The organism is Rhodococcus sp. ACS1 (assembly GCF_002300155.1).
Lineage (GTDB): Bacteria > Actinomycetota > Actinomycetes > Mycobacteriales > Mycobacteriaceae > Rhodococcus_F > Rhodococcus_F koreensis.
In genome coordinates this window covers 214,591-239,136 of record NZ_NSDZ01000005.1, presented here as the reverse complement: position 1 = coordinate 239,136, position 24,546 = coordinate 214,591, and the positions used below count along the sequence as shown (strand labels likewise).

Below are 24,546 nucleotides of genomic sequence, written 5' to 3'. Positions count from 1 at the left end.
GCCGGTTACGGCTGCGGGATTCCCTGACGGAGTTGACGCATGGCGTCGCGGACGAGTTCTTCGGGTCCGCTGGCGCCGGTCTTGCCGCTGCGCCACAGGTCGATCGACGCCTTGCACGCCGATCCGACCGCCATGTGCAGCAGGTTGGGGTAGAGGTCGGTGTCGATGTTCGTGCCGGTGCGTTCGGCGATCACTTCGCCGATGAGGCGCGTGACCCGGAGATGCACTTCGAGCTTCTTCGCGAGCAGCGCGGGGCTGGACTCGACGAGGTCCATCATCACGGCGGTCTCTTCGAGCGGCTTCCCGGGAGCGGTGACGATCTGGACCACCACGTGCTCGAGGGAATCCCAGATCGGCTCGTCCTCGGGGCGGGCGCGGAGCAGGTCCACCCAGTCGTGGACGGACTGCTCGAAGTGCGCGAGGACCGCCTCTTCCTTGCTGGAGAAGTAGTTGTGGAACGTCCGGGTAGAGACTCCCGCCTCGGACGCGATGGCGTCAGCGGTGACGCATTCGATGCCCAGCGCCCGGGCCAGGCGTGCGGCGGCGCCGCTGAGGGCTGCGCGGGTGGCGGCCTTCTTGCGGTCCCGCAGTCCGATTTCCGAAATCACTACACCGACGGTACAGAACTTGCGCAGCTCTGCAAATTTGCGTGAGTGTGCAATTTTTATGTCCTTGCCCACAGTTCCCGAGACACTGTGTCGGGGGTCACCGCGGCGTTACGGTGGACCCATGTCCGATCCGACGGCACCGCTGTCGTTCCGGGCGGACGAGATCGACCGCGCCGCCCTGGACCAACTCGCGTCCGTTCTCGACGTCCAGGCCGCGCGCCCGGGAATCCGGCGACTGCGCGAGTGGTCGTTCGCCGCCCTGCACGTGCAGCCGGGCGAGAGCGCGCTCGACATCGGCTCGGGCACCGGATCGGAGACCCGAGCACTCGCGGCCGCGGTCACCGCGGCGGGCCGGGCGATCGGGCTCGATCCCAATCCCGGCATGGCCCTCCTCGCCCGGGAGCGGACCGAGGAGGAGGGCTCGACCGCGCAATTCGTGATCGGCGACGCATACTCGCTGCCGTTCCCCGACAACCGCCTCGACGTCGTGCGCAGCGAGCGGGTCTTCCAGCACCTGAGCGAACCGGACCGCGCGGTGGCGGAAGTGGTCCGCGTTCTGCGGCCCGGTGGGCGCGGCGCGATCGTCGACAGCGACTGGGGCACGGCGATCATGCACCCCGGCGATCCCCTGGTCCTGCAGAAGATCATGGACGTGATGCTGGCGCACACCGCCAACCCGCACTCCGGGCGACTGCTCCCGGGTCAGCTCACCGCCGCCGGACTCGTCGTCGAGGACGTCGGCTCGGAGGCGTTGATCCAGGATCCGGCGGACGTGACCGGCCCCCTCGTCCAGATGATGACCGCCGCCGCGATCGCCGAGGGAGCGATCACCGACGCGCAGCGCGACGACCTGCTGGACCAGCTGACCGCCGCCGCCCGCAGCGGCGACTTCCACATGTCGGTGACGATGTTCGCGTATCTCGTTCGCAAGCCCTGACGAAATCCTTCCGACATTCGGAAACCGAGTGTGGTGGATCACCTCCGGTGCCGCACAGTGGTGGGGACGACGCTGCCGCCTCTTCGAGTCCGGCGTCACGAATCACACAGCAGCCCAGCATATTCCGGAGGCACTCATGTCCACGATCGCCCGCAACCAGTGGTACGTCGCAGCCTACGGCCGCGAGGTCGGACGCGAACTGTTCTCGCGCACCATCTGCGAGGAGCCGATCCTGTTCTGGCGCACCGAGGCCGGGGAGGCCGTCGCGATGAGCGACCGCTGCGTGCACCGCCGCTACCCGCTGTCCGAGGCGCCGAGCCGGCTCGACGGCGACAGTGTGGTCTGCGGCTACCACGGTTTCACCTACGGCAGCGACGGCGGCTGCGTGTTCGTCCCCGGCCAGGCCCGCGTTCCCCGCACGGCCCGGCTGCGCTCGTACCAGGTGGTCGAGCAGGACTCGTTCGTGTGGGTGTGGATCGCCGACCCGGACAACCCCGAGCAGGGCGATCCCACCCGCATCCCCCGCGCACCGTGGATGGACTCCCCCGACTACACCGTCGTGTCCGGCATGGAGCCGATCGACTGCAACTACGGCCTGCTCGTCGACAACCTGATGGATCTCTCGCACGAGACGTACCTGCACGGCGGCTACATCGGCACCCCCGAGGTGGCGGAAACCCCGATCACCACGGAGATCGACGAGGACCGGAACGTCATCTACGTATCGCGGCACATGGACGACGCGGAGTGCCCGCCGTTCTACTCCGAGTCCACGGGCATCGAGGGTCGCATCACCCGCTGGCAGGACATCGAGTACACGCCGCCGTGCCTGTACCTGCTGCACAGCCGCATCGCCCCGGTCGGCGCACCGCTGCCCGGCGACGACGGCTCCGACCCGCACGCGTTCCACAGCGAGATCGTCTACGCGATCACCCCGTCGACGGAGAACTCCACCCTCGACTTCTGGGCCGTGGCCCGCGACTTCGCGATCGGCGACGACGCCGTCACGACGTTCCTGGCCGAGAACAACCGCACCGTCGTCATGCAGGACGTCGTGGCGCTGAACATCCTGCAGCAGGCGCTCGGCACCGAGAAAGACGGCTACCAGGAGTTGTCGATCAACATCGACGCCGGCGGACTCGGCGCTCGCCGCCTCCTGAAGAAGCTGGCCGGCGCGTCGCAGGCCGTCACCGCCGCGGCGGGCTGAGCCGTGGAACCGACGAGGATGCTCCGCGGCACCCACGTGATGCGGATCGTGTGGCTGCCGGGTTCGGACCTGCTCGAGGGCGTTTGCCACTGCGGCGCCCGCCACGTGGCCGAGGAACCCGCCACCCTGTGGGAGTGGTTGCTCGCCTGCCCCGACGGCCACCACCCCGCCGCCTCGCCGGTGCCCGCCGCGCCGCTGCCCGCCGCGCCGGAATCCGCTCCCGTTCCCGCCTGACCTCCCGGAAGAGACCGCCATGCCTACCCCGCCCGAACCCGTGCTCGAACTGGAGCTGACCACCCGGACCCTCGGCGCCGACGGCGTCGTCGTGCTGGAGTTCCGCGACCCATCCGGAGCCGACCTGCCCGCGTGGACGCCGGGTGCGCACGTCGACCTGGTCCTGACACCCGAGCTCACCCGCCAGTACTCGCTGTGCGGCGACCCAGCCGACACCGGCACCTGGCGCGTCGCCGTGCTGCGGGAGGCGATGGGCCGCGGCGGTTCGCAGTTCGTGCACGACAAGCTGAGCGAAGGCGACCGCCTCACGATCCGGGGTCCTCGCAACCACTTCGAGCTCGAGCCGTCACCGCGGTACGTGTTCGTCGCCGGCGGCATCGGGATCACCCCGATCCTCACGATGACACACGCCGCAGAGACCGCCGGCGCCGACTGGACCCTCGTCTACGGCGGACGCAGCCGCAGTTCGATGGCGTTCGCCGACGTGCTCGCCGAGCGGTTCGGTGAGCGGGTGGTGATCCACCCCCAGGACGAGCACGGGCTCATCGACCTCCCGGGGCTGCTCGGCGACGTCCGGGACAACACCCTCGTCTACTGCTGCGGGCCCGCGCCGCTACTCGACGCCGTCACCGCTCACTGCGACAGCTGGCCGTCCGGCACGCTGCACCTCGAGCGGTTCGCGGCCAAGGACCTCGAGGAACCGGTCCGGGCCGAGGGGTTCGAGGTGGAACTGACACTGAGCGGCAAGACCGTCACGGTGGCACCCGAGCAGTCGATCCTGCAGGCCGTCACCGCCGCAGGCGTCCAGGTGCTGTCGTCCTGCGAGGAGGGGACGTGCGGAACCTGCGAGACGACCGTGCTCGGCGGTACTGTCGATCACCGGGATTCCCTGCTCACAGCGGACGAGCAGGCCGAGGGCGACACCATGATGATCTGCGTCTCGCGTGCGAGCTGTCCACGCCTGACGCTGGAACTGTGAGACGGAGACCGAGCAATGGCGATCACCGGTTCGGTGACCATTCGCTCGTTGCGGCTCCTCGAACTGTTCACCCCCGCGTCGCCGCGGCTGACCCTCAGCGACCTGTCGCGCAAATCCGGGTACCCGCTGAGCACCGTGCACCGGCTGACCAGCGACCTCATCGAATGGGGTGCCCTGGAACGTGACAGCAGCGGTCGCTTCACGATCGGGCTGAAGCTGTGGGAGATCGCGTCGCTCGCACCCCGCGGCACGATGCTCCGCGAACTGGCGATGCCGGTGATGGAGGACCTGTCGCAGATCACGCGGGAGAACGTCCAGCTCGGCATCGCGGAGGGCACCGAGGTCGTGTTCGTCGAACGCATCGCCGGGCAGAAGGCCGTACCCGTCCAGACCCGCGTCGGCGGCAGGTTCCCTCTGACGGCGTCCGGCATCGGGCTGGCCCTGCTCGCGTACATGCCGACCGACGTGCAGGAGCAGGTGCTGGCCGGGCCGATCGAGAAGTTCACCGAACGGACCGTCACCGACCCCGTCGTGCTGCGGCGCACGCTCGCCGAGATCCGCCGGTCCGAGGTCGCGATCAGTGATCGTCAGGTGACCATGGACGCCGTCTCCGTCGCGGCCCCGATCTTCGAACGTCCCGGAACGGCGGTCGCGGCCGTGTCGCTGGTGGTGTCGGCGGAGGGGGCGTCGCTCAACGCGCTGGTCCCGCTCGTGCGCGCGGCAGGCCGGACGATCAGCCGCGCGCTGCGCCCTCGTCAGCCGACGTAGCCGGCCGGGTGCGACGCTCCCAGGCGCCGGGGTCGGACGTCAACGTGGTGAGGAATCCCGGCAGTTGCCCGTTCGCCACGTCCGCGAGGCTCACGTTCTCGAGCACGGCGCGCAGGTTCACCCGCACCGCGATCCACACGTCCTGCAGTTTCGCGGCCGGTCCACCGTAGTCGACGTCTTCGGGGCGTTCACCGCGCACCGACGCCAGCGGACCCTCGACGGTCCGGATCACGTCGGCGATCGTGATGTCCTCGGCGGGCCGCGCCAGCCAGTAGCCGCCGTCGGGTCCGCGCCTGCTGTTGACCAGTCCGCCGCGGCGGAGGTCGGCGAGCACGGCCTCGAGGAACTTGTGCGGAATCGCCTGCGACTGTGCCAGGAACTCGGCCTTGGACGGGGACGGCCCGGCCGCGGCGAGTTCGATCAGCGTCCGCACGGCGTAGTCCACCTTTGCGGTGATGTGCACACCGAATTCCTACCATCCAAGTATGAAAACCGGCAACTCACGCTTAGTGATGCGTGTCACTCCGAGGTACATTGAACTGGACGATCGTCTTGTATGGAGGAAAGCAGCATGTGGGAGACCGTGACGTCGGCATGGAATTCGGCGCTGCTGACACCCCTGCACGAGCCGGTGACGCTGGCCATCCCCGCGTTCGTGCTGTTCCTCGCCCTCGAATGGTTCGCGGCCCGGCACCTCGAGGACGCGGCCATCGACCCCGACGGACGGTCCCGCCCGGTTCGCGGGGGTTACGAGCGCCGCGACGCCCGGGCGAGCATCTCGATGGGTGCCGTGTCCATCCTGACGACGACGTTCTGGAAGGTGCTGGCCCTGATCGGGTACTCCGCGATCTGGGTGTACCTCGCGCCGTGGCACCTGCCCGCGGACGCCTGGTACACGTGGGTGATCCTCATCCTCGGCGTCGACGTGCTGTTCTACACGTATCACCGGATGTCACACCGCATCCGCCTGATCTGGGCCACCCACCAGGCGCACCATTCGAGCGAGTACTTCAACTTCTCCACCGCACTCCGCCAGAAGTGGAACAACAGCGCCGAGATCCTGATGTGGATTCCGTTGCCGCTGATCGGCATTCCGCCGTGGATGGTGTTCATCGGATTCTCCGTGAACCTCGTCTACCAATTCTGGGTCCACACCGAGCGCATCGACAAGTTGCCCCGGCCCGTCGAGTTCGTGTTCAACACCCCGTCACACCATCGCGTCCACCACGGCTGCGACCCCGAATACCTCGACCGGAACTACGCCGGCATCCTCATCGTGTGGGACCGGATGTTCGGCACGTTCCAACCCGAAACGCACCGCCCCACCTACGGACTCACCAAACCGGTGGGCACCTACAACATCTGGAAGCTGCAGACCCACGAATACGCCGCCATCGGCCGGGACTGGCGCCGGGCGTCGTCGTGGCGCGACAAGCTCGGCTACGTTTTCGGCCCGCCCGGCTGGACGCCGTCAGGAACGGGCGAAGCTGACCAGGAAGTCGACCGTGCCGTTGCCGTCCACGGTCACGAAACCCAGTGACGGCGGCGTCACACCGAAGTCCGTCCAGGTGACCGGGATGCTGCCCGACGCGATGAGGTCGTCGCCGGAACGCAGCACGTCGACGTCGACGGTCACCGGACGCGACTGCCCCTTCAGCGTCAGCGTGCCCTGCGCGGACACCGTACCCACGGAACCGTCCGCGGGCAGCCCCGACAGATCGACCGGGGAGTCGAGCGTGAACGTGGCCGTCGGGAACGTCGCGGTGTCCATCACGTTGCCGCGGAACTGGCCGTCGCGCCGGGACTGATCGGTCGCGATCGTCGCCACCTGCACGGTCACGTCGCCGGCGGTGAGTTTCTCGCCCTCGACGGTCGCGTTGCCGGTCACGTCGCCGGTCGACCCGACCACGGTGACACTGGCGCCGTTGAGGATCTCGTGGACGGTGTACCCGGCCGCCGTCTCGTTGGAGCCCTGCCCGGGTGTGACGGTCCACTGCCCGTCGACCGATCCGGTGGCCGCCTCCGCGCCCTCGGTCGACACCGACGCCGCCGGTGCGTCGTCCTCTGCGATGAATTGGCCGTAGAACCACGGTCCCACCAGGAGCGCGAGTACGACAACGACCACTGCGCCGACCAACCACCACAGCTTTTTCATGAGCTCAGGCTAGTTGCAGCTTCAAGGGATGTCACCCGGAACGACCTGCGAAAGTGCTGTGAACGAGCGTCACGGGACCGACACACAAAAAAAGCTCCCCACCTGCATGCGCAGGTGGGGAGCTTTGGCGGTGGCGGAGGGATTTGAACCCTCGGACGGGGGTTACCCGTCACACGCTTTCGAGGCGTGCTCCTTAGGCCGCTCGGACACGCCACCGCCGGTGACTTTACCGGATGTGGCGCCCGAGCCTGAAATCGCCAGGTGAAGCCGCTTTACGTGAGCTTGTCCTTGAGGTTCTTCGCGGCGTCCTTGACCTTCTCGCCGGCATCCTTCACCGCCGAGGAAGCCTGGTCGGCCTTGCCCTCGTCGCGAAGGTCCGGGTCGCCGGTCGCTTTGCCCGTGGCTTCCTTCGCCTGGCCCTTGAGGTCTTCCGCCTTGTTCGAAGCTTTGTCTGCGATTCCCACGAGATACCTCCGTGAATCCGATTTCGAACCCGGTGACGGGTCCGGCGGCGCCTCGTCAGCGCCTGTCTCCAGAGAAGCACGGGTCATGTGGACCCGGCCACAATGTGTCGAGTACCCCACGAAAGCGTTTAAAACCGGTCAGCGCCGCTCACGGAAGAAGTCTTCGAGGATGCCGGCGCACTCGTCCTCGAGAACACCACCCCTGACCTGCGGGCGGTGCGTGAGGCGCCGATCGCGGACGACATCCCACAGCGAGCCGACGGCACCGGTCTTCGGCTCCCACGCTCCGAACACGACCCGGGAGATCCGGGCCAGCACGAGCGCGCCCGCGCACATCGTGCACGGCTCCAGCGTCACCGCGAGCGTCGCCCCCTCGAGGCGCCACCGGTCTCCGTACACCCGCGCCGCGGCCCGCAACGCGATGATCTCCGCGTGGGCCGTCGGATCCGACATCGCCTCCCGCGAGTTCACGGCCCGCGACACCTCGACGCCGTCCGCGTCGAACACCACCGCACCCACGGGCACGTCGGCGTCGGTGGCGGCGCGGGCCGCCTCGATCGCCGCGCGGATCATCCGCTCGTCGTCCTGAAGAGTCACGGCGTGCAGGACTACCGGGGAAGCTTGTCGAGGACCCCGGTCAGCTCCGTGGTGAATCCGAGCCGCTGCGCGATCATCCCGAGCTGCTCGTCGGGGTACAGATCCGTCTCGGACGTGATGACCGCCAGAACGGGTTCGGGCAGCCCGAGGTCGGCGAGCAGCGACAGGTCGCCCTCCTCCCACGGCTCGATGTCGTCGAGGTCGTCCGGATCGATGTCCGGAACTTCGACGTTGAGCGCCTCGAGGACGTCGGCGGCGATGTCGTAGTCGATGGCGGCGGTGGCGTCGGACAGCAGCAGACGCGTTCCCGACGGCGCCGGACGGAGCACGATGAAAAACTCGTCGTCCACGTCCAGCAGACCGAAGAACGCGCCCGCGCTACGGAGGGCCCGAAGCTCCTCCTCCGCGACGCTCAGACTGGTCAGAGCAGCCGACGTGAGGGCCTTCACCTTCCACCGGCCGTCCTCGTGTACTACTGCGACACCGAAGCCCTCCAGATCCTCTGCCCGATCCGTGGAGGCGCTGTTGTTTTCCGCGCGCTGTGCAGCCATGAGCGCAACGGTAGCCCGCTGGGTGCCGGTAAATGAAGTCCGCCGTCGAATGTGCCAACCTGTTCGGGTGTCTGAAACTCCTTCCACACCTCCGGTGTGCGTGCTCGGCCTGGGATTGATCGGCGGTTCGCTGCTGCGTGCGGCAGTGCGCGCGGGCCGCGAAGCGTGGGGTCACAACCGGTCCGCACCGTCCGTCGACGCCGCCCGCGCGGACGGATTCGACGCCGACACCGATCTGGTCGCGGTGCTGCAGCGTGCGTCCGCCGAATCCGCGCTGATCGTGATCGCGGTCCCAGTGCCCGCCGTCGCCGCCACCCTCACCGCGATCGCCCTGTACGCATCGAACTGCCCGATCACCGACGTCGTCAGCGTCAAGGCCGAGGTCGCGGCGGCCGCGGCCCGCCAGGGACTCGCCGGCCGGTATGTGGGCGGGCATCCGATGGCGGGAACGTCGGCGTCCGGGTGGAGCGTCGGCAGCCCCGACCTGTTCCGGGAGGCCGTGTGGGTGGTCGGCACGGACGACGGCGTCGACCCGGGCATCTGGACGCAGGTCGCGCAGCTCGCATTGGACTGCGGTTCCGTCGTCGTGCCCGCCGAGTCTGCCGAGCACGACCGGGCGGTCGCGCGCATCTCGCACCTGCCGCACCTGCTGGCCGAGACCCTCGCGATCACCGGAGCCCGCGGCGGACCGCTGGCGCTGGGCCTGGCGGCCGGCTCGTTCCGCGACGGCACCCGGGTGGCGGGCAGCGCGCCCGGGCTCGTCCGGGCCATGTGCGAGGGCAACCGGGACGCCCTGCTGATCGCACTGGACGAGGCGTTGGTGCTACTGCAGGACGCGCGGACCGAACTGGCGGAACAGTCGTCGACGGCGGGACTCGTCGAAGACGGTCACGGCGCGCGCCAGACGTACGACAACCAGGAGACCTGGGAGATCACCGGCATCGTTCCCGGCCACGAAGGCTGGATCGAGGAGATGCGTGACGCCGGCCGGCGCGGGGGGCGGCTCCGCCGCCTGTGAGCCTTTCTGGTTGTCGGAGCTACCAAAAAGGCGCACGGGCGCGAAGCGCCTAAATCCGTTCCGCCAGCCCCGGGTAGTCGATGATGAACCCGTCGCGGTCGACCGTCACCGAGGAACTCGACACCGGCGACAGCACGTGGATGCCGTCCGGACCGCTGCTGTAGGTGAGGATCGCACCCTCGACCCGCAGGTCCAGGAGGTTCACGTAGACGACGGGGACTTCGACGTCCTCGGACCCGAGGTGCAGTCCGTACCGCCGGATGGGCAGGGCGTTGAAGAAGGGGCTGAGCACCATGTCGACGTCGAGGGCTCCCTCGAACGTGGACCGCTGGTGGTTGGCGCCGTGCTCCACCATCCACGTGCCCTCTTCGTCCCGGCTGATCGACATCTGCCGCTCACCGGCCGCGACGGACGTCCGCAGCGACAGCCGGCGGGTGACGCCGCTCTCGTCGGTGACGAGGTCGTAGGACGCGCTGAACGCGGGATGCTCGGGGCACTCGCCGCCGATGATCCGGCCTGCAGCCTTGATGCGGTCGCCATTGAGCTGGACGCGCACCGATTCCATTCGGGGTGCGTTGTCCGCCCGCCACGTCAGTACTGCGGGCCAGGTCGAGGCACCGGAGGCTTGGATGCTCACCTGTCTACGGTAAGCGACGACGGCTCCCGGGGTGGCAACGGGCCGAGTTTCGTTGCAGCAGAGTTGTCGAGAGTCAGTGCCCGGGCTCGTTCCGTGACCGCGATGCGCGACGAGAAGACGACGAGGGCGCCGAGTCCGACCGCGACGTTCAGCAGTGCCCCGAATTCCTGTGCGACGAAATCGAACACCTCGGTGAGGAGCACCGTGACCAGTGCTGCCGCCCGCAGGAACTGCAGCGGCCACAGTTTGCCGTTCCGCAGTCGCACGACGGCCGACCAGCACAGGACGAACGCGATCGCGGATCCGGTGAGCTGGCCGATCGTCGTGATGTCGGTTCCCTCGTCGCCGCGGAGGTCGTCGTCGAGGGTGATCACGGCGCTGAGCAGTCCCAGGGTGGAGAACAGGGTGAGGAGCACGGCCGCGGTCCAGAGCATGCCGGGGCCCTTCGCGAAGGCGGGGGTCGCGCGGCGGGCCAGCTCCCTGGCCGTCGGCACGGTCCGTCCGTTCCGGTCCGGGCAGTGGTCGAGCAGATCCCGCACCGACGTCAGTGTCGCCTCGTCCGCCCCGGCGGCGGCCGCCCGGCGCAACTGTGCCAGCGCCTGTAGCCGGCGCGCCCGGTCCAGACCGCGGTCCAGGCCGCCGAGCGCGATGGCGGCGGCGTTGGCGACGTCCTCCGTCGGGGTCGGCGGGCGCACGTCGTGCAGCGACCGGTTGACCAGCAGTAACACGACGATCACCACGTACATGATCGCGACGGACGGCCGGTAGAAGTAGTCGTTGGTCTTGGTGACGAACTTGCCGATCTCGTCGAGGAACAGCCCGAATCCGATGCCGCCGATCACGACACCCAGGACGCGCGGTTTCATCCCGAGGAACGAGAACACGGTCACGAGCGCCACGACCATGCCGAGCCCGCCCCACAGGACGTGCGCGATGTGTAGCGACGATCCTCCGACCTGTGGATAACCGGTGAGGTGGAGGTAGGCGCGGGTGAGCAGGATCGTGCAGATCCCGATGATGACGAACGCTTCGACGAGGCCGCTGCCCTGGGCGTCACGCACGAGGTGCGACCGGTTCCGGAAACCCGAGATCATGCCGCCTCCCTGTGTTCCCACCTACAGGAAGTCTAGGACTCTCAGTGGTGGAAAGTCTGCGTGTTGCTCGCCGAGGACAGCCGGTCCAGACGCTCGAGTACGCGGTCGACGACGTGCGGGTCCTGCCCCTTTTCGTTGCGGGCCCGCAGCACTTCGGCCTGCGCCGCGGTCAGCGCCCCGCGCTGCAGCGCCCGCAGTTCGTCGCGGCGGGTCTTGAGTTGTTCGATGCGCTGCGAGTATTCGGGCGAGTGGGTGCCGGGTGCGGAGTCCTCCTCGAGGCGGTCGTAGAGGGCCTTGAGCCGGGCCACCGATTCGGGAGGCAGCGTGGTGGGCGCGGAGGTCACGACCTCGAGAGCCGCGTGCCGGGCCCGCTCGACCAGCGCCCTCTCCTCGGCGTCCTCCGCGTCCGCGACCCCGGCGACGCCGAGCGCCTTCACCAGCCACGGCAGCGTGAATCCCGGAATGACCATGCTCATCACCAACACGACGGCCGCGATGACGACGGCTTCGGACCGCCACGGGAAGTCGTCGACCGGCAGACTCAGCGCCAACGCCAGGGTGACGAGCCCCCGCATCCCGCACCACGTCATGACCACGGCTTCGGCGGGCGTGCGGGGCGCGGACGACGCGTTGTCCTCGTAGCCGCGGATGTACAGCCAGGTGACCCCCATCCACAGCGCGCGGACCACCACCAGCACCACCCCGATGACGACGCCGTGCCACACCATCGTCCACAGGTCGCTGCCGGCGTCGTCGACGATCTGGCGGAATTCGAGACCCATCAGACCGAACGCGATGCCGGTGACCAGCAGTTCGGCGACGTGCCAGAAGGAGGCACTGGCCAGGCGGTCCTCGGCGTCCACCTCGGAGTCGGCGGCGCTCATCTGCACCGCGGCGACCACCACGGCGATGACGCCGGACGCGTGGATCTCCTCGGCCAGCAGGTACACGACGAACGGGATGACCAGGGTCAGTCCGCTGCGACCGGGGACGTCCACGATCCGCACCACCAGCCACGAACCCACCCAGCCGGACGCCAGACCGATCAGCACCGCGGCCACCGCGGTGTACAGGAAGTGCAGCACCTCGAACCCGAAGTGCAGGTCTTCGCCGGCGATCGTCGCGGCGAGCGCCGCCTGGAACGCGACCAGCGCGGCGGCGTCGTTGAACAGGCCCTCCGTCTGTAGGACTCCGACGAGCCGACGCGGAATCCCGACGGGTTCGGCGACGGCCTCGACCGCCACCGGGTCGGGTGGGGCCGTCATCGCGCCGATCGCGATGGCGGCCGCCAGTGTGATGCCGGGCACCAGCGCCCAGGCCGTCCACGCGACCGCGGCCGTCGTGACGATGACGAGGCCGACGGAGTGGACGACGATGGTCTTCCAGCGGTCGACGAACATCGCCCACGACGTCCGGCGGGCCAGCGCCCACAGCAGCGGCGGCAGGAACAGCGGCAGGATCAGTTCGGGTTCGAGTTCGACGTGCGGAATGCCGGGGACGAACGCGGCGCCTGCGGTGACGATCGTGAGCAGCACCGGCCAGGGTGCGTGGAATCGGTCACCGAGTCCGACGATCAGGACTGTGACGAGCATGAGCCCGATCACCACGATCAGCTGATCCACGCTGGGACGCCTCCTCGGCTCGTTATCATGTGTGGCTGCGCCACCCGTGAGTACTTGTTAACCGCCCGAGGTTAATAAGTACTCACGGGTCGTTGGTCAAAGCGGCCACAGATCTCGAGTAACGTTCTCGGGTGACTGGTTCGTGAGGAAGGGTGCCGTGACGTCAACCGGGAGCATGGTGGGCTTGTTCGCCGGTATCGGCGGGCTCGAGTTGGGTCTGAGAGAGCACGGCTGGAACACCGAACTGCTCTGTGAGATCGACCCGGGCGCCCAGGCGGTTCTGCGTACCCGATTCGCGGACGTCCCAGTGCATTCCGACGTCACCAAGCTGCGTTCCCTCCCCCAGGACATCGAACTCGTCGCCGCCGGATTCCCCTGCCAGGACCTCTCCCAGGCCGGCCGGACTGCAGGCATCACCGGTGCACGCTCCGGTCTCGTCGACGAAGTGTTCCGGTTGGTGAAGCGGAAGAAGGGCCCGCGCTGGCTCCTCATCGAGAACGTGCCGTTCATGCTGCAGCTGGGTCGCGGGGCCGCTATGAGGCACATCACGGACGCCCTCGAGGACCTCGGCTACACGTGGGCGTACCGGGTGGTCGACGCGCGCGCTTTCGGACTCCCCCAGCGCCGGCAGCGGGTCCTGATGCTCGCCTCCCGCACCGAGGATCCCCGCGCGGTCCTGTTCGGTGAGGACGCCGGGGAACGCCCCGTCGACGACCCCACCGACTTCCCGTGCGGTTTCTACTGGACCGAGGGCACCCGCGGCCTCGGGTGGGCGGTCAACGCGGTGCCCACCCTCAAGGGCGGTTCGTCCGTCGGGATCGCGAGCCCGCCCGCAGTGCGACTGCCGTCGGGCGAGATCGTCACCCCGGGTCTCGTGGACGCCGAACGCCTGCAGGGCTTCGACCCCGACTGGACGGCGCCCGCCGCGCTGGTCCCCGGTCTGCGGAACAGTCATCGGTGGAAGCTTGTCGGCAACGCGGTGAGTGTGCGGATGGCGTCGTGGGTCGGGCGGCGGCTGCTCGAGCCGGCCGAATACGAGCGGGGCATCGAGACGCCGATGAAGCCCGGCGACGCGTGGCCGGTCGCGGCGTGGGGCAGCAACCGTCAGGCCTTCCGCGTGCACACGTCGACGTGGCCGGTGCAGGAGCCGTACGAGGATCTCAGTGGCTTCCTCGAGGACACCCGGCTGCTGTCGGCGCGCGCGACCGCCGGGTTCCTGAAACGGGCCCGGATGGGCAATCTGCGTTTCGTGCCCGGTTTCATCGACGACGTCGAGAGCCACCTCGACCGCATGGGCGGCTTCCCCGAGGCCGCCGCGTAGCCGGACGGACCTGCGATGCCGGCCACCGACCCCGCGACCAGCGCCCGGATGCGGGCGCAGCGGCGGCGCGACACGGCACCCGAACTCGCGTTGCGCCGCGAACTACACCGCCGCGGGGCCCGGTACTACGTGGACCGGGCGCCGATGAAGGGTGTCCGGCGGCGCGCCGACCTGGTGTTTCCGCGACGCAAGGTGGCCGTGTATGTGGACGGGTGTTTCTGGCACAGCTGCCCGCAGCACGCCACGTTCCCGAAGAACAACGCGCAGTGGTGGGCCGAGAAACTCGCTGGAAACGTCACCCGCGACCGGGACACCGACGCGGCGCTCACCGACGCCGGGTGGACGGTGGTGCGGATCTGGGAGCACGAGAATCCGGTGGTCGCCGCGGATCGGGTTCAGGCCGCGCTGCGTCGCTGACGGTGAAGGTGTTGCACTTCCCACCCCTTGGGGGTCTGGTCGCCGACGCCGGATCGGTGCAGGATGGTGTCATCAGCAACCGTTCGAACCACATTCGGAGGCGCATGATGATCCGCCGTATCGTCGCGGCGGCCTCCATTGCGATTGCAGCAGCGGCCGTCCCACTCGTCGGTCCGGGGGCCTATGCGATGGCTGCCCCCGGCGACACGTACATCAGCAATCCCCCGGCCAACCCTGCGGATCAGGGCTTCTGCGAGGACCAGGCCGCCCTCGCCAACAATCTCGCCGCCAAGGGCGACTTCGCGCGTGCCGACGGCGTCGTGTCGGCCGCGAACATGAGCGGTTGCCGGATCTACACGTTCTCCAGCCCGTAATCGCTTGCCGTTCCGGCAACGGAATTCCCGGTTGGACGGCTCCGCGCGGCACAGTGGGGGCATGACCCACGAGCACACACCGGACACGACCGATTTCCTCAGCCAGGAGTTCTGGGACGAGCGCTACCGTTCGACCACCGCGGTGTGGAGCGGCAACCCCAACCCGCGCCTCGTCGAGCAGATCGCGGACGTCACCCCCGGCGGCGCCCTCGACGTCGGCAGCGGCGAGGGTGCCGACGCGATCTGGCTGGCTACCCGCGGGTGGAACGTCACCGGAGTGGACGTGTCCACGGTGGCATTGGAACGCGCCGCCGCACGAGCCGCCGAGGCCGGTTCCGAAATCGCGGACCGGACGACGTGGGAGCAGGCCGACATTGTGTCATGGGAGCCGCCTGCTCGCCGATTCGACCTGGTGTCGGCGCATTTCATGCATCTGCCCGGACCCGCCCGCGAGTCCCTGCACCGGCGTCTGGCGGGAGCGGTCCGCCCCGGCGGGCGCCTGCTCGTCGTCGGACACCATCCGTCCGATCTGGAGACGTCCGTCGGGCGGCCCAATGTTCCCGACATGTTGTTCACCCCGGAGCAGGTCGCGGCTGTGCTGGACCCCGCGGAATGGGAGATTCTCGTGTCGGCGGTCCCGTCCCGTGAGGCGCTCGACCCCGACGGTCGGCCCGTCACGATTCACGACACCGTTCTGCACGCGGTTCGCCGAGCCTGACGACGGTCTACCCTGTGGGCACGATCTCTTCCGATGCCGAGACGAGGACGCCGTGGCCGACCTGTTCGTGAAAACCCTTCAGCTGCACCAGTTCGTCTACGAACACAGCGGCGGCTGGGTGGGGCATCGGTTGTTGTTCGGGATGCCGACCCTACTGCTGCGCAGCGTCGGCCGGAAGTCCGGGCAGCCGCGCACCTCGGCGTTGACCTACGGCCGCGACGGCGCGAGTTATCTGGTCGTCGCGTCGAAGGGCGGTGCGCCGACGTCGCCGGCCTGGATGCACAACGTGCTGGCCGCCCCGACCTGCGAGATCCAGGTGGGCCGCGACCACATCACCGTGGCGGCGCGGAAAGTGCTTCCGGGCGAACCGGATTACGACCGGATGTGGGCGACGATGAACGAGATCAACCACGGCCGGTACCGCGACTATCAGAAGAAGACGGACCGCCCGATTCCGGTCATCGCGCTCACCCCGAACCGCTGAACTCGGCGGCGTGCGCCGACGCCCACTGCGCGAACGTGGTCGCCGGGCGCCCGGTGAGTTGCTCGACGAGGCGGTTCGCCTGCTGCGGGGCGTCGACCAGGCTCGCCATCCCGTCCAGGTACCAGCGGGCGTACTCCCCCATCGCCGGTGTCAGGACGTCCACCGCCTCGTCCAGCGGCACCTGCCTGTACTCGAGGTTCCGGCCGAGGGCCGCGCCCAGTTCCCGGACGAGGTCCGCGCGGGTGATCGTCGCGGGACCGGTCAGTGCGTACGACTTGCCGACGTGCCCGTCGTCGAGGAGGGCGACGGCCGCGACCTCCGCGATGTCGTCCATGGCTATCGGCGCGTTCGCCGCGGCCGGGTACGGCTCACGGACGGTGTCGCCGGCGGCGATCTGCGGTGCCAGGATTCCCGCGTTCTCCATGAACTCGCCGGGCCACAGGTGGGTCCATTCGATGCCGGACGCCTCGACGGCGCGTGCGACGTCGCCCCAGTGGCCGTCGTGGGGGCCGGAGAGGTCGACGACGTGCCGGACTCCGGCCTGCTTCGCCAGGCGCAGCGCGTCCGGGGCGGTGTCGGGAGTCGGTGCGAGGTAGAGGGAATCGACGCCGTCGAACGCCACGGGCAGGCTGTCGAGTCTGCGCAGGTATCCCTCGACGACGGTGACCGAGTCCGGAAGTTGCGCCTTGTCAGGATGATTCGTGAGGGCACGGACGTCCGTCGCACCCCGCGCGAGCAGGTGGTCGACGAGCATTCGGCCGATGTTCCCGGTTGCCCCCGTCACGAGAATCGTCATTTCTGCACGCTACTACCGCGCCCGGGCACGTGAGTGGCAAAGTGTGCCCGGGCACGCTTTGCCACTCACGTCGGGGGTCAGCTGGTCGGCGGGGCGGGCGTCGTGGACGACGCCGGGGTCTCCGACGGCGTCGGCGTGGCCGGGGACGACGCGTCCGGATTCTGCACCCCGGGCCTGAGCCGGTAGACGTGTTCGGGCGAGATGATCTCGGTCACGGCTCCCGCCAGCGCCGTGCTCGGTTCGCTGTCCTCGTAGGGGACGTCGGTGTTGAGCATGATCGCGACCGTGGTCTCCTTCTCGGGAAGGTAGATGCACACGGTCTGGTAGCCGGGGAGGCTGCCGTTGTGTCCGATCCAGCCCGCGATGTCGAAGATGCCCAGGCCGTAGCCGACATCGGACGCCAGCCCCGGCGCGGTCACCGTCTCGAGCCGCTGTGCCTGCGTGGCAGGCTGCAGCAGTGTTCCGGTGGCCAGCGCGGGCGCCCAGATGCGCAGGTCGTCGAGGGTGGAGATCATGGCGCCTGCCGCCCATCCCCAGGACGGATTCCAGTCGGTGGCGACGGCTTCCTTCTCGTCCAGGGTCTGCTCGGTGTAGCCCTGCGCGTGCGGTTCGGGGAACGCGTTGGTGGTCGGGAAACTGGTGTCCGCCATCTTCAACGGCTGGAGAATCTTCTGCGAGACGTACTCCGGGAGCGGTATTCCGCTGACCTTCTCGACGACGAGCCCCAGCAGGACCGTGTTCGTGTTCGAATACTCGAAACCCTGACCGGGTGGGAAGGACGCGGGCTGCGTGAACGCGTAACCCAGCAGTTCTTGCGGCGTGAATGCCCGCATCGGGTCGGAGAGCAACGCCTGCTGGAAGTCCTTGTTTGCCGTGTAGTTGGGCAGCCCACTTTGCATCCGGGCGAGCTGGCGCAGCGTGATCTGGTCGCCCGCAGGCACGCCCTCCACGTATTTCGAGATCGGGTCGTCGAGGGCCACCTTGTCTTCGTCGACCAGCTGCAGCAGACCCGTGACCGTGAATGTCTTTGTTACACTGCCGATCCGGTGATAGAAGTCGGTCTCCATCGGCGCGCCCGTCGACTTGTCGGCGACGCCGAACGCCTTCACGTAGTCACCGTCCGGGCCCCACACGCCGACGATCGCGCCGGGAATCGCCGCCATCGACATCGTCTTGTCGATCGCCTCGTCGAGTCGGTCCGCGACACCGGGGTCGATCTGGGCGGCGCCCGCCTCGGCACCCGGCGATCCCGCCTGCGTCGTCGTCGAGGTCGCGGAGGTGCCCGTGGAGGAGGAGTCATCGGAGCACGCCGCCGTCACCACCAGCAGCAATGCTGCCGCGACCGCCGCGAGGCCCCGTCGCCGATTCGTCTTGGTCACGACCTGAGCTGTCATCGTGCGGTCCCGTCGTCGAGGTGCCCCTCTCGGGAATTTACCCCGCGACCGCCGGGCGAATGTACCTTTCGGCGCTTCCGAGGCGACCGACGGTACGTTCGCCCTACTGCGCACTCTCGGTCGCGTATTCGGCCAGCAGCCGCTTCTCCTCGTCGCGGCGGGGGAAGAAGAAGAACACCACCAGCGCCCCGGCGCACACCACCAGGATCGCGGCGAGGTACGCGCGGTCGTCGCCGTCCAGGAAGGCGCTACGGGCGGCCGCGATGATCTGCTCGGCGTACTGCGGATAGCGTTCCGCGAGCACCTCGGCGCTGGAGTACGACTTCGTGAGCGCCGCTTGGGTTTCCGCGTTGATCTGGCCGGCGTCCGGCGACGAGGCGATCGTGGCGGACAGCGACTTCGCGTAACCGGCGGTGAGCACCGCGCCGAGGATCGACTGCATGATCGCGCCACCGAGGTCGCGTTGCAGGTCGGACGTGCCCGACGCCATACCCGCCCGCGACACCGGCACCGAACCGGTCAGCGACCGCGACGCCGGGGTTCCCGCGAACCCGACCCCGATGCCGACGAACGCGTAGGCCAGCGCCACCCACCAGAACGTCGCGTTCTCGTCCCACCACACCAGCGCGACGACCAGTCCGAGGACGACGAACAGGTAACCCAGGAGCAGGGTGAACCGGGAGCCGTGCGATTCGATGAGTTTCGCGGAGCGGGGTGCGACGACGACCATCGCGACGGCGGCCGGGATGATCGCGGATCCGGCGGCGAGCGTGGAGTACTCGAGCACGTTCTGGAGGAACTGCTGCCCGATGAACATCGCTCCCATCAAGGCGCCGAACACGATCACCCCGCCGACAGCGGCCACCCAGAACGTCGGGCGGGCGGCGACGTGCAGATCGAACAGTGGGTGCGCCGCCCGCCGTTGCTGCAGGAAGAACGCGGCACCCGCGGCGAGAGCGATCAGGCCGAGACCGACGGCGAGTGCCCCGGAGCCGTCCACGGGCGCGAAATTGATCGCGAGGATGAGGGCGGCGATGAAGACGACGGAGATGATGCCGCCGAGATTGTCGACGGGATCGGTCGTTTCGTTGACGTGGGCGGGCACCCACAGGATGGCGCTGACGAGGGCGAGACCGGCGAGCGGAAGGGTCACGAGGAACACCGAGCCCCAATGGAACTGCTCGAGGAGCGCCCCCGACACGATCGGTCCGAGCGAGGAGATCGCGCCACCGAGAGCCGACCACAGTGCGATCGCCTTGGTGCGCGGCGGTCCCGACCACAGCGCGGTGATGATCGCGAGGGTGGTGGGGAACGCGAGCCCGGCGGAGACGCCGCCGAGAACTCGTGCGAGAAACAGTATTTCGAAGTTTCCGGCGAAACCCGCGATCGCCGACGCCGGCAGCGACAGCGCCATGCCGAGCACCAGCATCTGCTTGCGCCCGTAGCGGTCGCCGAGCGCCCCGAGGTAGAGGACCGACGCGGCCAGCCCGAGGGAGTAGGCCACGGCGATGAGGTTCAGCTGCGTCTGACTCGCGTCGAACGCGCGGCCGATGTCGGGGAGCGCGACGTTCGCGACGGACAGGTTCAGGTTGGCGACGGCGGCGACGAGGATGAGGGTCGCGAGGGTCAGCGTCGCCCGGGCCGGGGCCTGCGTCGATTCGGTTCGAGTCACGGTCTGCTCCCGGGGTTCTGGTCTCCTCGTGCGCCCGGGCCGGTCGAGTCGGCCACCGGTTCCGGCGTCGACGCGAGCAACGATGCCGCGAGCGGGAAGAGGAGGACGGTGATCGCACCCGCCGCGACGAGCACGGAGGCATTGGCGGACGTCATGTCGCCCGAGTCGACGGCCACTCCGGTGACGGCGACGATCAGCGGCAGACCGGTTCCCGCGTACAGCGCCAGCTGGGTGCGTTCGCGGACGGTGAAGGGCGGGTCCGTACCGTCGGCGCCGCGGTCGAATCTTCCGGCGACGTAGACCGGTCCCGACCGCACCAGCAGAATCAGCAGGACGAACGCGATCAGGACGCCGGGTTCGGACGCCACCGCGGCGACGTCGATGGCCATGCCCGACGTCACGAAGAAGATCGGGATGAGGAAACCGAACGCGAGGCCGTCGAGTTTGGTTTCGAGTGTCTCGTCGCCTTCGGGGGTGGCACGCCGCAGGATGAATCCCGCCGCGAATGCTCCGAGGATGGTGTCGAGGCCGAACTCCGCCGCGAGCACGGTGAGAGCGACGAGGAGCAGCATCGTCAGCCGGACCGTGGTCTGCGACGTCGTCTCCGACCCCGACCGGATGATCGCCGTGATCCGGGAGCCCTCGCGCCGCACGCGGGCGGGAATGAATGCGACCAGCACCGCCGCGGCCGTGAAAAGTCCGAGGACCACGATGGACGCCACCGACCCCCGGGACCCGAGCAGGACCGCCATCGCGACGACGGGTCCGAGTTCGCCGAACGCGCCGTGATCGAGGATCGTCCGACCCAGCCGGGTGTCGAGTCCGCCCGCGTCCCGGAGGATCGGCAGGAGCGTGCCGAGCGCGGTCGACGTCATGGCGATGGCCACCGCCGTTCCCGCGTCGACCACGTGGGACAGGCTCAGCAGCGACACCACCGTGAACGCCAGCGCCAGCGAGATCAGCCACGTCAACAGTGCCCGCCTGCCGCCACGACCGGTGATCTCGGCCGTGTCGATCTCGTAGCCGGCCAGCAGGAACAGCAGTCCCAGCCCCAGTTCGCGCAGCAGGTCGATCTCGCTGCCCGCGACCGCGAGGTCGAAGACGTGCGGGCCGACGACGATCCCGGCGACGAGCAGCAGCACGACCTCGGGCACCAGCTTGCGGGGGAACAGCCCGGCGAGCAGCGGGGCGATCACGGCGCAGGCCACGATCCAGAAAAGCGAGGCTCCCACGGAAGGCATGCATCACCCGTCTCTCGAACCACCCGGCAACAACACTGGGCTCGAGCCTCACAGAACCCGGACCCCGGGGCATCATCCGTCAGGGATGAACGGCGGCGCGCGGAATCACCCGTCGCGGATGATGCGCATCCACCGGCCGGTGGCGATCATCGACACCAGGGCACCCCAGCGCAGGGAGAGAAGATGTCGATTTCAGCTGAAGATGTCGGTCCGGTCGCGTTCCTGTTTCTCACCTTTCCGGGCGAGCGGGCCGATCCCGCGGTGATCGACACGTTCCGCGAGGTGGTCGCCCAGGGCGTGGTCACCATCCTCGATCTCGTGTTCGTCTCCAAGGGAACCGACGGCACGCTGCGCCAGGTGGAGGTGGACGAGGACCTCGACAGCATCGGACTCGCCGCCCTGTCCCTCGAAGCCAAGGCGCTGATCAGCGACGAGGACCTCGAGGTGGTGCGCGAATCACTGGAGCCGGGCACGTCGGCGGTGGCGATCGTGTACGAGCAGACGTGGGCGCGCAAGCTCGCGGCCGCGTCCCGCCACGCCGGCGGCGAGGTGGCTCTCCACCTGCACATCCCGCGCGAGGTGGTCGAGGCGGCCATCGCCGCCGCGGTCTGACGGTCACGAACGGAAACGGAGCAACGACATGGTTTTCAGGGGTCCACGCCGCATGGGACGTCCCGGGCTGCTCGGCACGGTGGCCCGGACAGCGGTCATCACCGGCACCGCACGGGCGACGTCGAACGCGATGAACCGGCGCGCCGCCAACAAGGACGCGGAGCAGCAGGCTCGGATCGACGAGGCGGCGCAGCAGCAGTATGCGGAACAGCAAGCAGCACAACAGCAGGCACCTCCGCCGCCGGCACCCGCGGGCGGCGACGACCTGGTGTCCCGCCTCCAGGAACTCGCCCGCCTGAAGGAGGCCGGCGTGCTCACGGACGAGGAGTTCGCGGCGGCGAAGGCGAAACTACTCGGGTCCTGACGGGGCCACGACGATCCGCCCGCCGGACGCGCCGTCGTGGCTCCGGATCGTCAGTAGAACTCGACGGTGTCCACGCGGTTGATCAGTTCCTCGCCGTCGAGGAACCGGGTGGCGTTGCGCGCGAACAGTTCCGCGATGAGGCGGTCCTCCGCGGGATTCAACGCCGCGGTGTGCGGGCTGACCAGCACGTTCGGATGAGTCCACAGCGGGCTGTCGGATGCCAGCGGCTCGGACGCGAACACGTCCAGCGCGGCGAAGCCGACCCGCCCGTCCTCGATGGCCGCGGTCATGGCGACCTCGTCGACGACGCTGCCCCGGCCCACGCTCACCATCGTCACTCCGGGCTTGACGGCACCGAATACCTTTGCGCTGACCAGGCCTTCGGTGGCGCTGGTTCCGGGGAGCGTCACGACGATGCCGTCCGCGTCGCCGACCACGTCGGCCAGCCGGTCGGGGTGCACGATCTCGTCGACCCCCTCGACCGCGGTGTCGCGCCTGCTCGTTCCCACGACCGTCGCGCCGAGGGCCTTCAGCTTCGGTGCCGTCGCCCGGCCGATGCTGCCCAGTCCGACGATGACGATGCCCGGCCGCCTTCACCTGGGCCCCGCCGCCGGCCGGCATCGTGTGCACCCAGCGGAGGCCGGGGTTGACGCGCGCCGTTCTCGTCAGTGCCGCGGGGGTTTCGTCGGGCACGCCGTACAGGGCCTGCGCCGAATCGACCAGGTCGTCGAAGGCTTTCTGCTGCTCCGCGGTCCGGGTGAACGACGGATCGCCGGAGTGATCGCCCGGGAATCGGGACGGCGGCAGCAGATCCTGCTCGCGGACGAAGTCGATGCGCGGTTCCGCCCGGGTGACGAGACCGATGAGTTCCTCGCTGACGGGGGCAGATCGATCGTGAACTGCTCCTCGCCTGGGTGTGGCGGGTGCTGTTCCTGGCCTCCATCTTCCTCATCGCCGTCACCGTGTTCATCCGCTCCGCATGCAGGCATGCAGGAGAGCCCCACGTTTATGGAGAAGCAGGACCAGTTGACGTCCTCTCGGCCGTGAACGATCGAGATTCCCCTCGGGACTCGCGTCCCGAGGTTCCTGTTTCACCGACAGTCGCCACCCCACACGTTATGTGCGAGGTGGTCTCACACCGTCTCCGCAGGCTGCCACCGCCAGTCCGACGGCCAAAATATTCCTCGCCGCATTCACATCCCGATCATGGACGACGCCGCACCGGCACGCCCACTCCCGCACGTTCAGCGGCATCGTCGACGCGACCTCCCCGCACACCGAGCAGGTCTTCGACGACGGATGAAACCGGTCGATCGCCACCACCCGCCGCCCGTACCAGTCGGCCTTGTATTCGAGCATCGACCGGAACTCGGACCAACTCGCATCCGAGATCGCCCGAGACAACGACCGATTCTTGACCATGTTCCGCACACTCAGATCCTCGACGGCGATCACTTGATTTTCGCGCACCAGCCGAGTGGAAAGTTTATGCAGATAATCGCGCCGCCGATCAGCGATCCGACCATGAACCTTCGCGACCTTCAGTCGGGCCTTCGCCCGGTTCCGGGACCCCTTCTCCTTCCTGGCCAGCACATGCCTTCGCCAGCCGCGCACGATCCCTGCGCTCGTGGCGCGGGTTGGCGATCTTCTCCCCCGTCGACAGCGTGTACAGGCTGGTGATCCCGGCATCGAGCCCGACCACCCGATCCGTCGACGGGAGCTCGGTGATCGTGTCCTCGACGAGGATCGAGATGTGGTACTGCCCGCGAGCGTTACGCGACACCGTCACCTGCGACGGCGTCGCCCCCTCGGGCAGCGGCCTCGACCACCGAATATCCAGAGGTTCGGACTGCTTGGCCAACCGGACCTGCCCGCCGCGGTAGGTGAAGCAGTTCGAGTAGTAGGTCGCCGACTCCTTCGACTGGCCCTTCTTCTTGAATTGCGGGTATCGGGTCTGCTTGCGCCAGAACCTCTCGAACGCGCCCTGCAACTGCCGCAGCGATTCCTGCAGCGGCCCCTTCGACGGCTCCGCCAACCACTCCGTCTCGGTGTCCCGCTTCCATCCGGTGAGCATCTTCGACGTGTCGCTGTAGGTCACCCGACGCTGCTCCTGCGACCATGCCCGCGTCCGCTCGGCCAACGCCCGGTTGTAGACATACCGGGTGCACCCGAACGTCCGGGCAAGCTGTTCCGCCTGCACCGCAGTCGGATAGAAACGGTACTTGAACGCCCGCTTCACCACCCTCCCCGCCATGACCCAGACACTAGCCACACGGTCCGAC

The 24,546-nt window shown here is 68.6% G+C and carries 27 protein-coding genes, 1 tRNA gene and 3 pseudogenes; 15 read left to right on the top strand and 16 right to left on the bottom strand.

Translation table 11 applies throughout. From position 1 onward, the window contains the following. Window positions 1-5 precede the first annotated feature (5 nt). A complete protein-coding gene (locus CJ179_RS21900; protein ID WP_072938316.1) occupies window positions 6-608 on the bottom strand; it encodes a TetR/AcrR family transcriptional regulator in 603 nt (200 codons plus the stop codon). A 121-nt stretch (window positions 609-729) separates the two neighbouring features. Between CJ179_RS21900 and CJ179_RS21895 the strand changes: the two genes are divergently transcribed. The 5 genes from CJ179_RS21895 (at window position 730) to CJ179_RS21875 (ending at window position 4,733) form a co-directional block, all read left to right on the top strand. Beyond that, window positions 730-1,545 carry a class I SAM-dependent methyltransferase gene (locus tag CJ179_RS21895; protein ID WP_095862887.1) on the top strand — a complete coding sequence of 272 codons (816 nt, stop codon included), beginning with the start codon at window positions 730-732 and terminating at the stop codon, window positions 1,543-1,545. Window positions 1,546-1,681: 136 nt separating this feature from the next. After that, a complete protein-coding gene (locus CJ179_RS21890) occupies window positions 1,682-2,752 on the top strand; it encodes an aromatic ring-hydroxylating dioxygenase subunit alpha (protein WP_072938477.1) in 1,071 nt (356 codons plus the stop codon). An 18-nt stretch (window positions 2,753-2,770) separates the two neighbouring features. Next, the gene (locus CJ179_RS21885) at window positions 2,771-2,986 is read left to right on the top strand and encodes a hypothetical protein (protein ID WP_095862886.1); all 216 of its coding nucleotides are present in this window, start codon (window positions 2,771-2,773) and stop codon (window positions 2,984-2,986) included. 19 nt (window positions 2,987-3,005) lie between these two features. Beyond that, window positions 3,006-3,965: a PDR/VanB family oxidoreductase gene (locus CJ179_RS21880; protein WP_095862885.1), complete on the top strand. Its 960-nt coding sequence runs from the start codon at window positions 3,006-3,008 to the stop codon at window positions 3,963-3,965. 15 nt (window positions 3,966-3,980) lie between these two features. Then, window positions 3,981-4,733: an IclR family transcriptional regulator gene (locus tag CJ179_RS21875; protein WP_095862884.1), complete on the top strand. Its 753-nt coding sequence runs from the start codon at window positions 3,981-3,983 to the stop codon at window positions 4,731-4,733. Here CJ179_RS21875 and CJ179_RS21870 read toward each other — a convergent pair. After that, window positions 4,699-5,196, bottom strand: a complete 498-nt coding sequence (locus CJ179_RS21870) for an Rrf2 family transcriptional regulator (protein ID WP_072938330.1) — start codon at window positions 5,194-5,196, stop codon at window positions 4,699-4,701. The two genes, CJ179_RS21875 and CJ179_RS21870, sit on opposite strands and share 35 nt — an antisense overlap. A gap of 108 nt (window positions 5,197-5,304) precedes the next feature. Here CJ179_RS21870 and CJ179_RS21865 point away from each other — a divergent pair, with 108 nt between their 5' ends. Continuing rightward, window positions 5,305-6,273, top strand: coding sequence for a sterol desaturase family protein (locus tag CJ179_RS21865; protein WP_072938479.1), 969 nt, complete (start codon window positions 5,305-5,307; stop codon window positions 6,271-6,273). Here the strand turns inward: CJ179_RS21865 and CJ179_RS21860 are convergent. The 5 genes from CJ179_RS21860 to CJ179_RS21840 form a co-directional block, all read right to left on the bottom strand. Continuing rightward, window positions 6,205-6,888, bottom strand: coding sequence for a YceI family protein (locus CJ179_RS21860; protein WP_072938333.1), 684 nt, complete (start codon window positions 6,886-6,888; stop codon window positions 6,205-6,207). The genes CJ179_RS21865 and CJ179_RS21860 overlap by 69 nt on opposite strands. Window positions 6,889-7,013: 125 nt before the next feature. Then, window positions 7,014-7,104 (bottom strand) — tRNA-Ser (locus tag CJ179_RS21855). Window positions 7,105-7,160: 56 nt separating this feature from the next. Next, window positions 7,161-7,352, bottom strand: a complete 192-nt coding sequence (locus CJ179_RS21850; RefSeq protein ID WP_009477222.1) for a CsbD family protein — start codon at window positions 7,350-7,352, stop codon at window positions 7,161-7,163. Window positions 7,353-7,490: 138 nt separating this feature from the next. Beyond that, window positions 7,491-7,949, bottom strand: a complete 459-nt coding sequence (locus CJ179_RS21845) for a nucleoside deaminase (protein ID WP_095862883.1) — start codon at window positions 7,947-7,949, stop codon at window positions 7,491-7,493. A gap of 11 nt (window positions 7,950-7,960) precedes the next feature. Further along, window positions 7,961-8,500 (bottom strand): tRNA adenosine deaminase-associated protein, encoded by a 540-nt coding sequence (locus CJ179_RS21840; RefSeq protein ID WP_095862882.1) that lies wholly within the window; start codon window positions 8,498-8,500, stop codon window positions 7,961-7,963. Between the two features lie 49 nt (window positions 8,501-8,549). On the opposite strand from CJ179_RS21840, the gene CJ179_RS21835 reads away from it, so the two are divergent. Then, complete coding sequence (locus CJ179_RS21835; RefSeq protein WP_072938338.1) at window positions 8,550-9,518, top strand: prephenate dehydrogenase; 969 nt, start codon at window positions 8,550-8,552, stop codon at window positions 9,516-9,518. 49 nt (window positions 9,519-9,567) lie between these two features. Here the strand turns inward: CJ179_RS21835 and CJ179_RS21830 are convergent, their stop codons facing one another. Genes CJ179_RS21830 through CJ179_RS21820 form a run of 3 tightly spaced genes read right to left on the bottom strand, consistent with a single transcriptional unit; the run spans window position 9,568 to window position 12,871 of the window. Further along, the gene (locus CJ179_RS21830; RefSeq protein WP_072938341.1) at window positions 9,568-10,155 is read right to left on the bottom strand and encodes a putative glycolipid-binding domain-containing protein; all 588 of its coding nucleotides are present in this window, start codon (window positions 10,153-10,155) and stop codon (window positions 9,568-9,570) included. Next, a complete protein-coding gene (locus CJ179_RS21825) occupies window positions 10,152-11,249 on the bottom strand; it encodes a hypothetical protein (protein ID WP_072938344.1) in 1,098 nt (365 codons plus the stop codon). Before CJ179_RS21825 ends, CJ179_RS21830 begins: the two co-directional genes overlap by 4 nt. A gap of 41 nt (window positions 11,250-11,290) precedes the next feature. Continuing rightward, window positions 11,291-12,871, bottom strand: a complete 1,581-nt coding sequence (locus CJ179_RS21820; protein ID WP_095862881.1) for a sodium:proton antiporter — start codon at window positions 12,869-12,871, stop codon at window positions 11,291-11,293. Window positions 12,872-13,046: 175 nt separating this feature from the next. Here CJ179_RS21820 and CJ179_RS21815 point away from each other — a divergent pair, with 175 nt between their 5' ends. The 5 genes from CJ179_RS21815 (at window position 13,047) to CJ179_RS21795 (ending at window position 16,185) form a co-directional block, all read left to right on the top strand. Beyond that, complete coding sequence (locus CJ179_RS21815; protein ID WP_072938350.1) at window positions 13,047-14,192, top strand: DNA cytosine methyltransferase; 1,146 nt, start codon at window positions 13,047-13,049, stop codon at window positions 14,190-14,192. 15 nt (window positions 14,193-14,207) lie between these two features. After that, window positions 14,208-14,609, top strand: coding sequence for a very short patch repair endonuclease (locus tag CJ179_RS21810; RefSeq protein WP_072938353.1), 402 nt, complete (start codon window positions 14,208-14,210; stop codon window positions 14,607-14,609). Window positions 14,610-14,713: 104 nt separating this feature from the next. Continuing rightward, window positions 14,714-14,983: a hypothetical protein gene (locus tag CJ179_RS21805; RefSeq protein WP_095863575.1), complete on the top strand. Its 270-nt coding sequence runs from the start codon at window positions 14,714-14,716 to the stop codon at window positions 14,981-14,983. Window positions 14,984-15,044: 61 nt separating this feature from the next. After that, window positions 15,045-15,701, top strand: a complete 657-nt coding sequence (locus CJ179_RS21800) for a bifunctional 2-polyprenyl-6-hydroxyphenol methylase/3-demethylubiquinol 3-O-methyltransferase UbiG (RefSeq protein WP_095862880.1) — start codon at window positions 15,045-15,047, stop codon at window positions 15,699-15,701. A 52-nt stretch (window positions 15,702-15,753) separates the two neighbouring features. Next, window positions 15,754-16,185: a nitroreductase family deazaflavin-dependent oxidoreductase gene (locus CJ179_RS21795; RefSeq protein ID WP_095862879.1), complete on the top strand. Its 432-nt coding sequence runs from the start codon at window positions 15,754-15,756 to the stop codon at window positions 16,183-16,185. Here CJ179_RS21795 and CJ179_RS21790 read toward each other — a convergent pair. From CJ179_RS21790 to CJ179_RS21775, 4 genes are all read right to left on the bottom strand, one after another. Beyond that, window positions 16,169-16,981: an NAD(P)H-binding protein gene (locus tag CJ179_RS21790; protein ID WP_095862878.1), complete on the bottom strand. Its 813-nt coding sequence runs from the start codon at window positions 16,979-16,981 to the stop codon at window positions 16,169-16,171. The genes CJ179_RS21795 and CJ179_RS21790 overlap by 17 nt on opposite strands. Before the next feature lie 77 nt (window positions 16,982-17,058). Continuing rightward, entirely contained in the window at window positions 17,059-18,375 is a 1,317-nt protein-coding gene (locus CJ179_RS21785; protein WP_095862877.1) for a serine hydrolase, read from the bottom strand. A gap of 103 nt (window positions 18,376-18,478) precedes the next feature. Further along, the gene (locus tag CJ179_RS21780; RefSeq protein WP_072938366.1) at window positions 18,479-20,047 is read right to left on the bottom strand and encodes an MFS transporter; all 1,569 of its coding nucleotides are present in this window, start codon (window positions 20,045-20,047) and stop codon (window positions 18,479-18,481) included. Beyond that, window positions 20,044-21,288 (bottom strand): cation:proton antiporter, encoded by a 1,245-nt coding sequence (locus CJ179_RS21775; protein ID WP_095862876.1) that lies wholly within the window; start codon window positions 21,286-21,288, stop codon window positions 20,044-20,046. The genes CJ179_RS21780 and CJ179_RS21775 overlap by 4 nt, the downstream gene beginning before the upstream one ends. Window positions 21,289-21,471: 183 nt before the next feature. Between CJ179_RS21775 and CJ179_RS21770 the strand changes: the two genes are divergently transcribed. Further along, window positions 21,472-21,900: a DUF6325 family protein gene (locus tag CJ179_RS21770; RefSeq protein WP_072938371.1), complete on the top strand. Its 429-nt coding sequence runs from the start codon at window positions 21,472-21,474 to the stop codon at window positions 21,898-21,900. Between the two features lie 28 nt (window positions 21,901-21,928). After that, window positions 21,929-22,264 carry an SHOCT domain-containing protein gene (locus CJ179_RS21765; protein ID WP_095862875.1) on the top strand — a complete coding sequence of 112 codons (336 nt, stop codon included), beginning with the start codon at window positions 21,929-21,931 and terminating at the stop codon, window positions 22,262-22,264. 50 nt (window positions 22,265-22,314) lie between these two features. Here CJ179_RS21765 and CJ179_RS21760 read toward each other — a convergent pair. Further along, window positions 22,315-23,128: pseudogene (locus CJ179_RS21760) on the bottom strand (NAD(P)-dependent oxidoreductase). A 17-nt stretch (window positions 23,129-23,145) separates the two neighbouring features. Here CJ179_RS21760 and CJ179_RS52765 point away from each other — a divergent pair. Continuing rightward, a pseudogene (locus CJ179_RS52765) lies at window positions 23,146-23,302 on the top strand (MFS transporter); the annotation flags it as partial. Window positions 23,303-23,380: 78 nt separating this feature from the next. Here CJ179_RS52765 and CJ179_RS21755 read toward each other — a convergent pair. Then, window positions 23,381-24,518 (bottom strand): annotated as a pseudogene (locus tag CJ179_RS21755) (RNA-guided endonuclease InsQ/TnpB family protein). Window positions 24,519-24,546 lie beyond the last annotated feature (28 nt).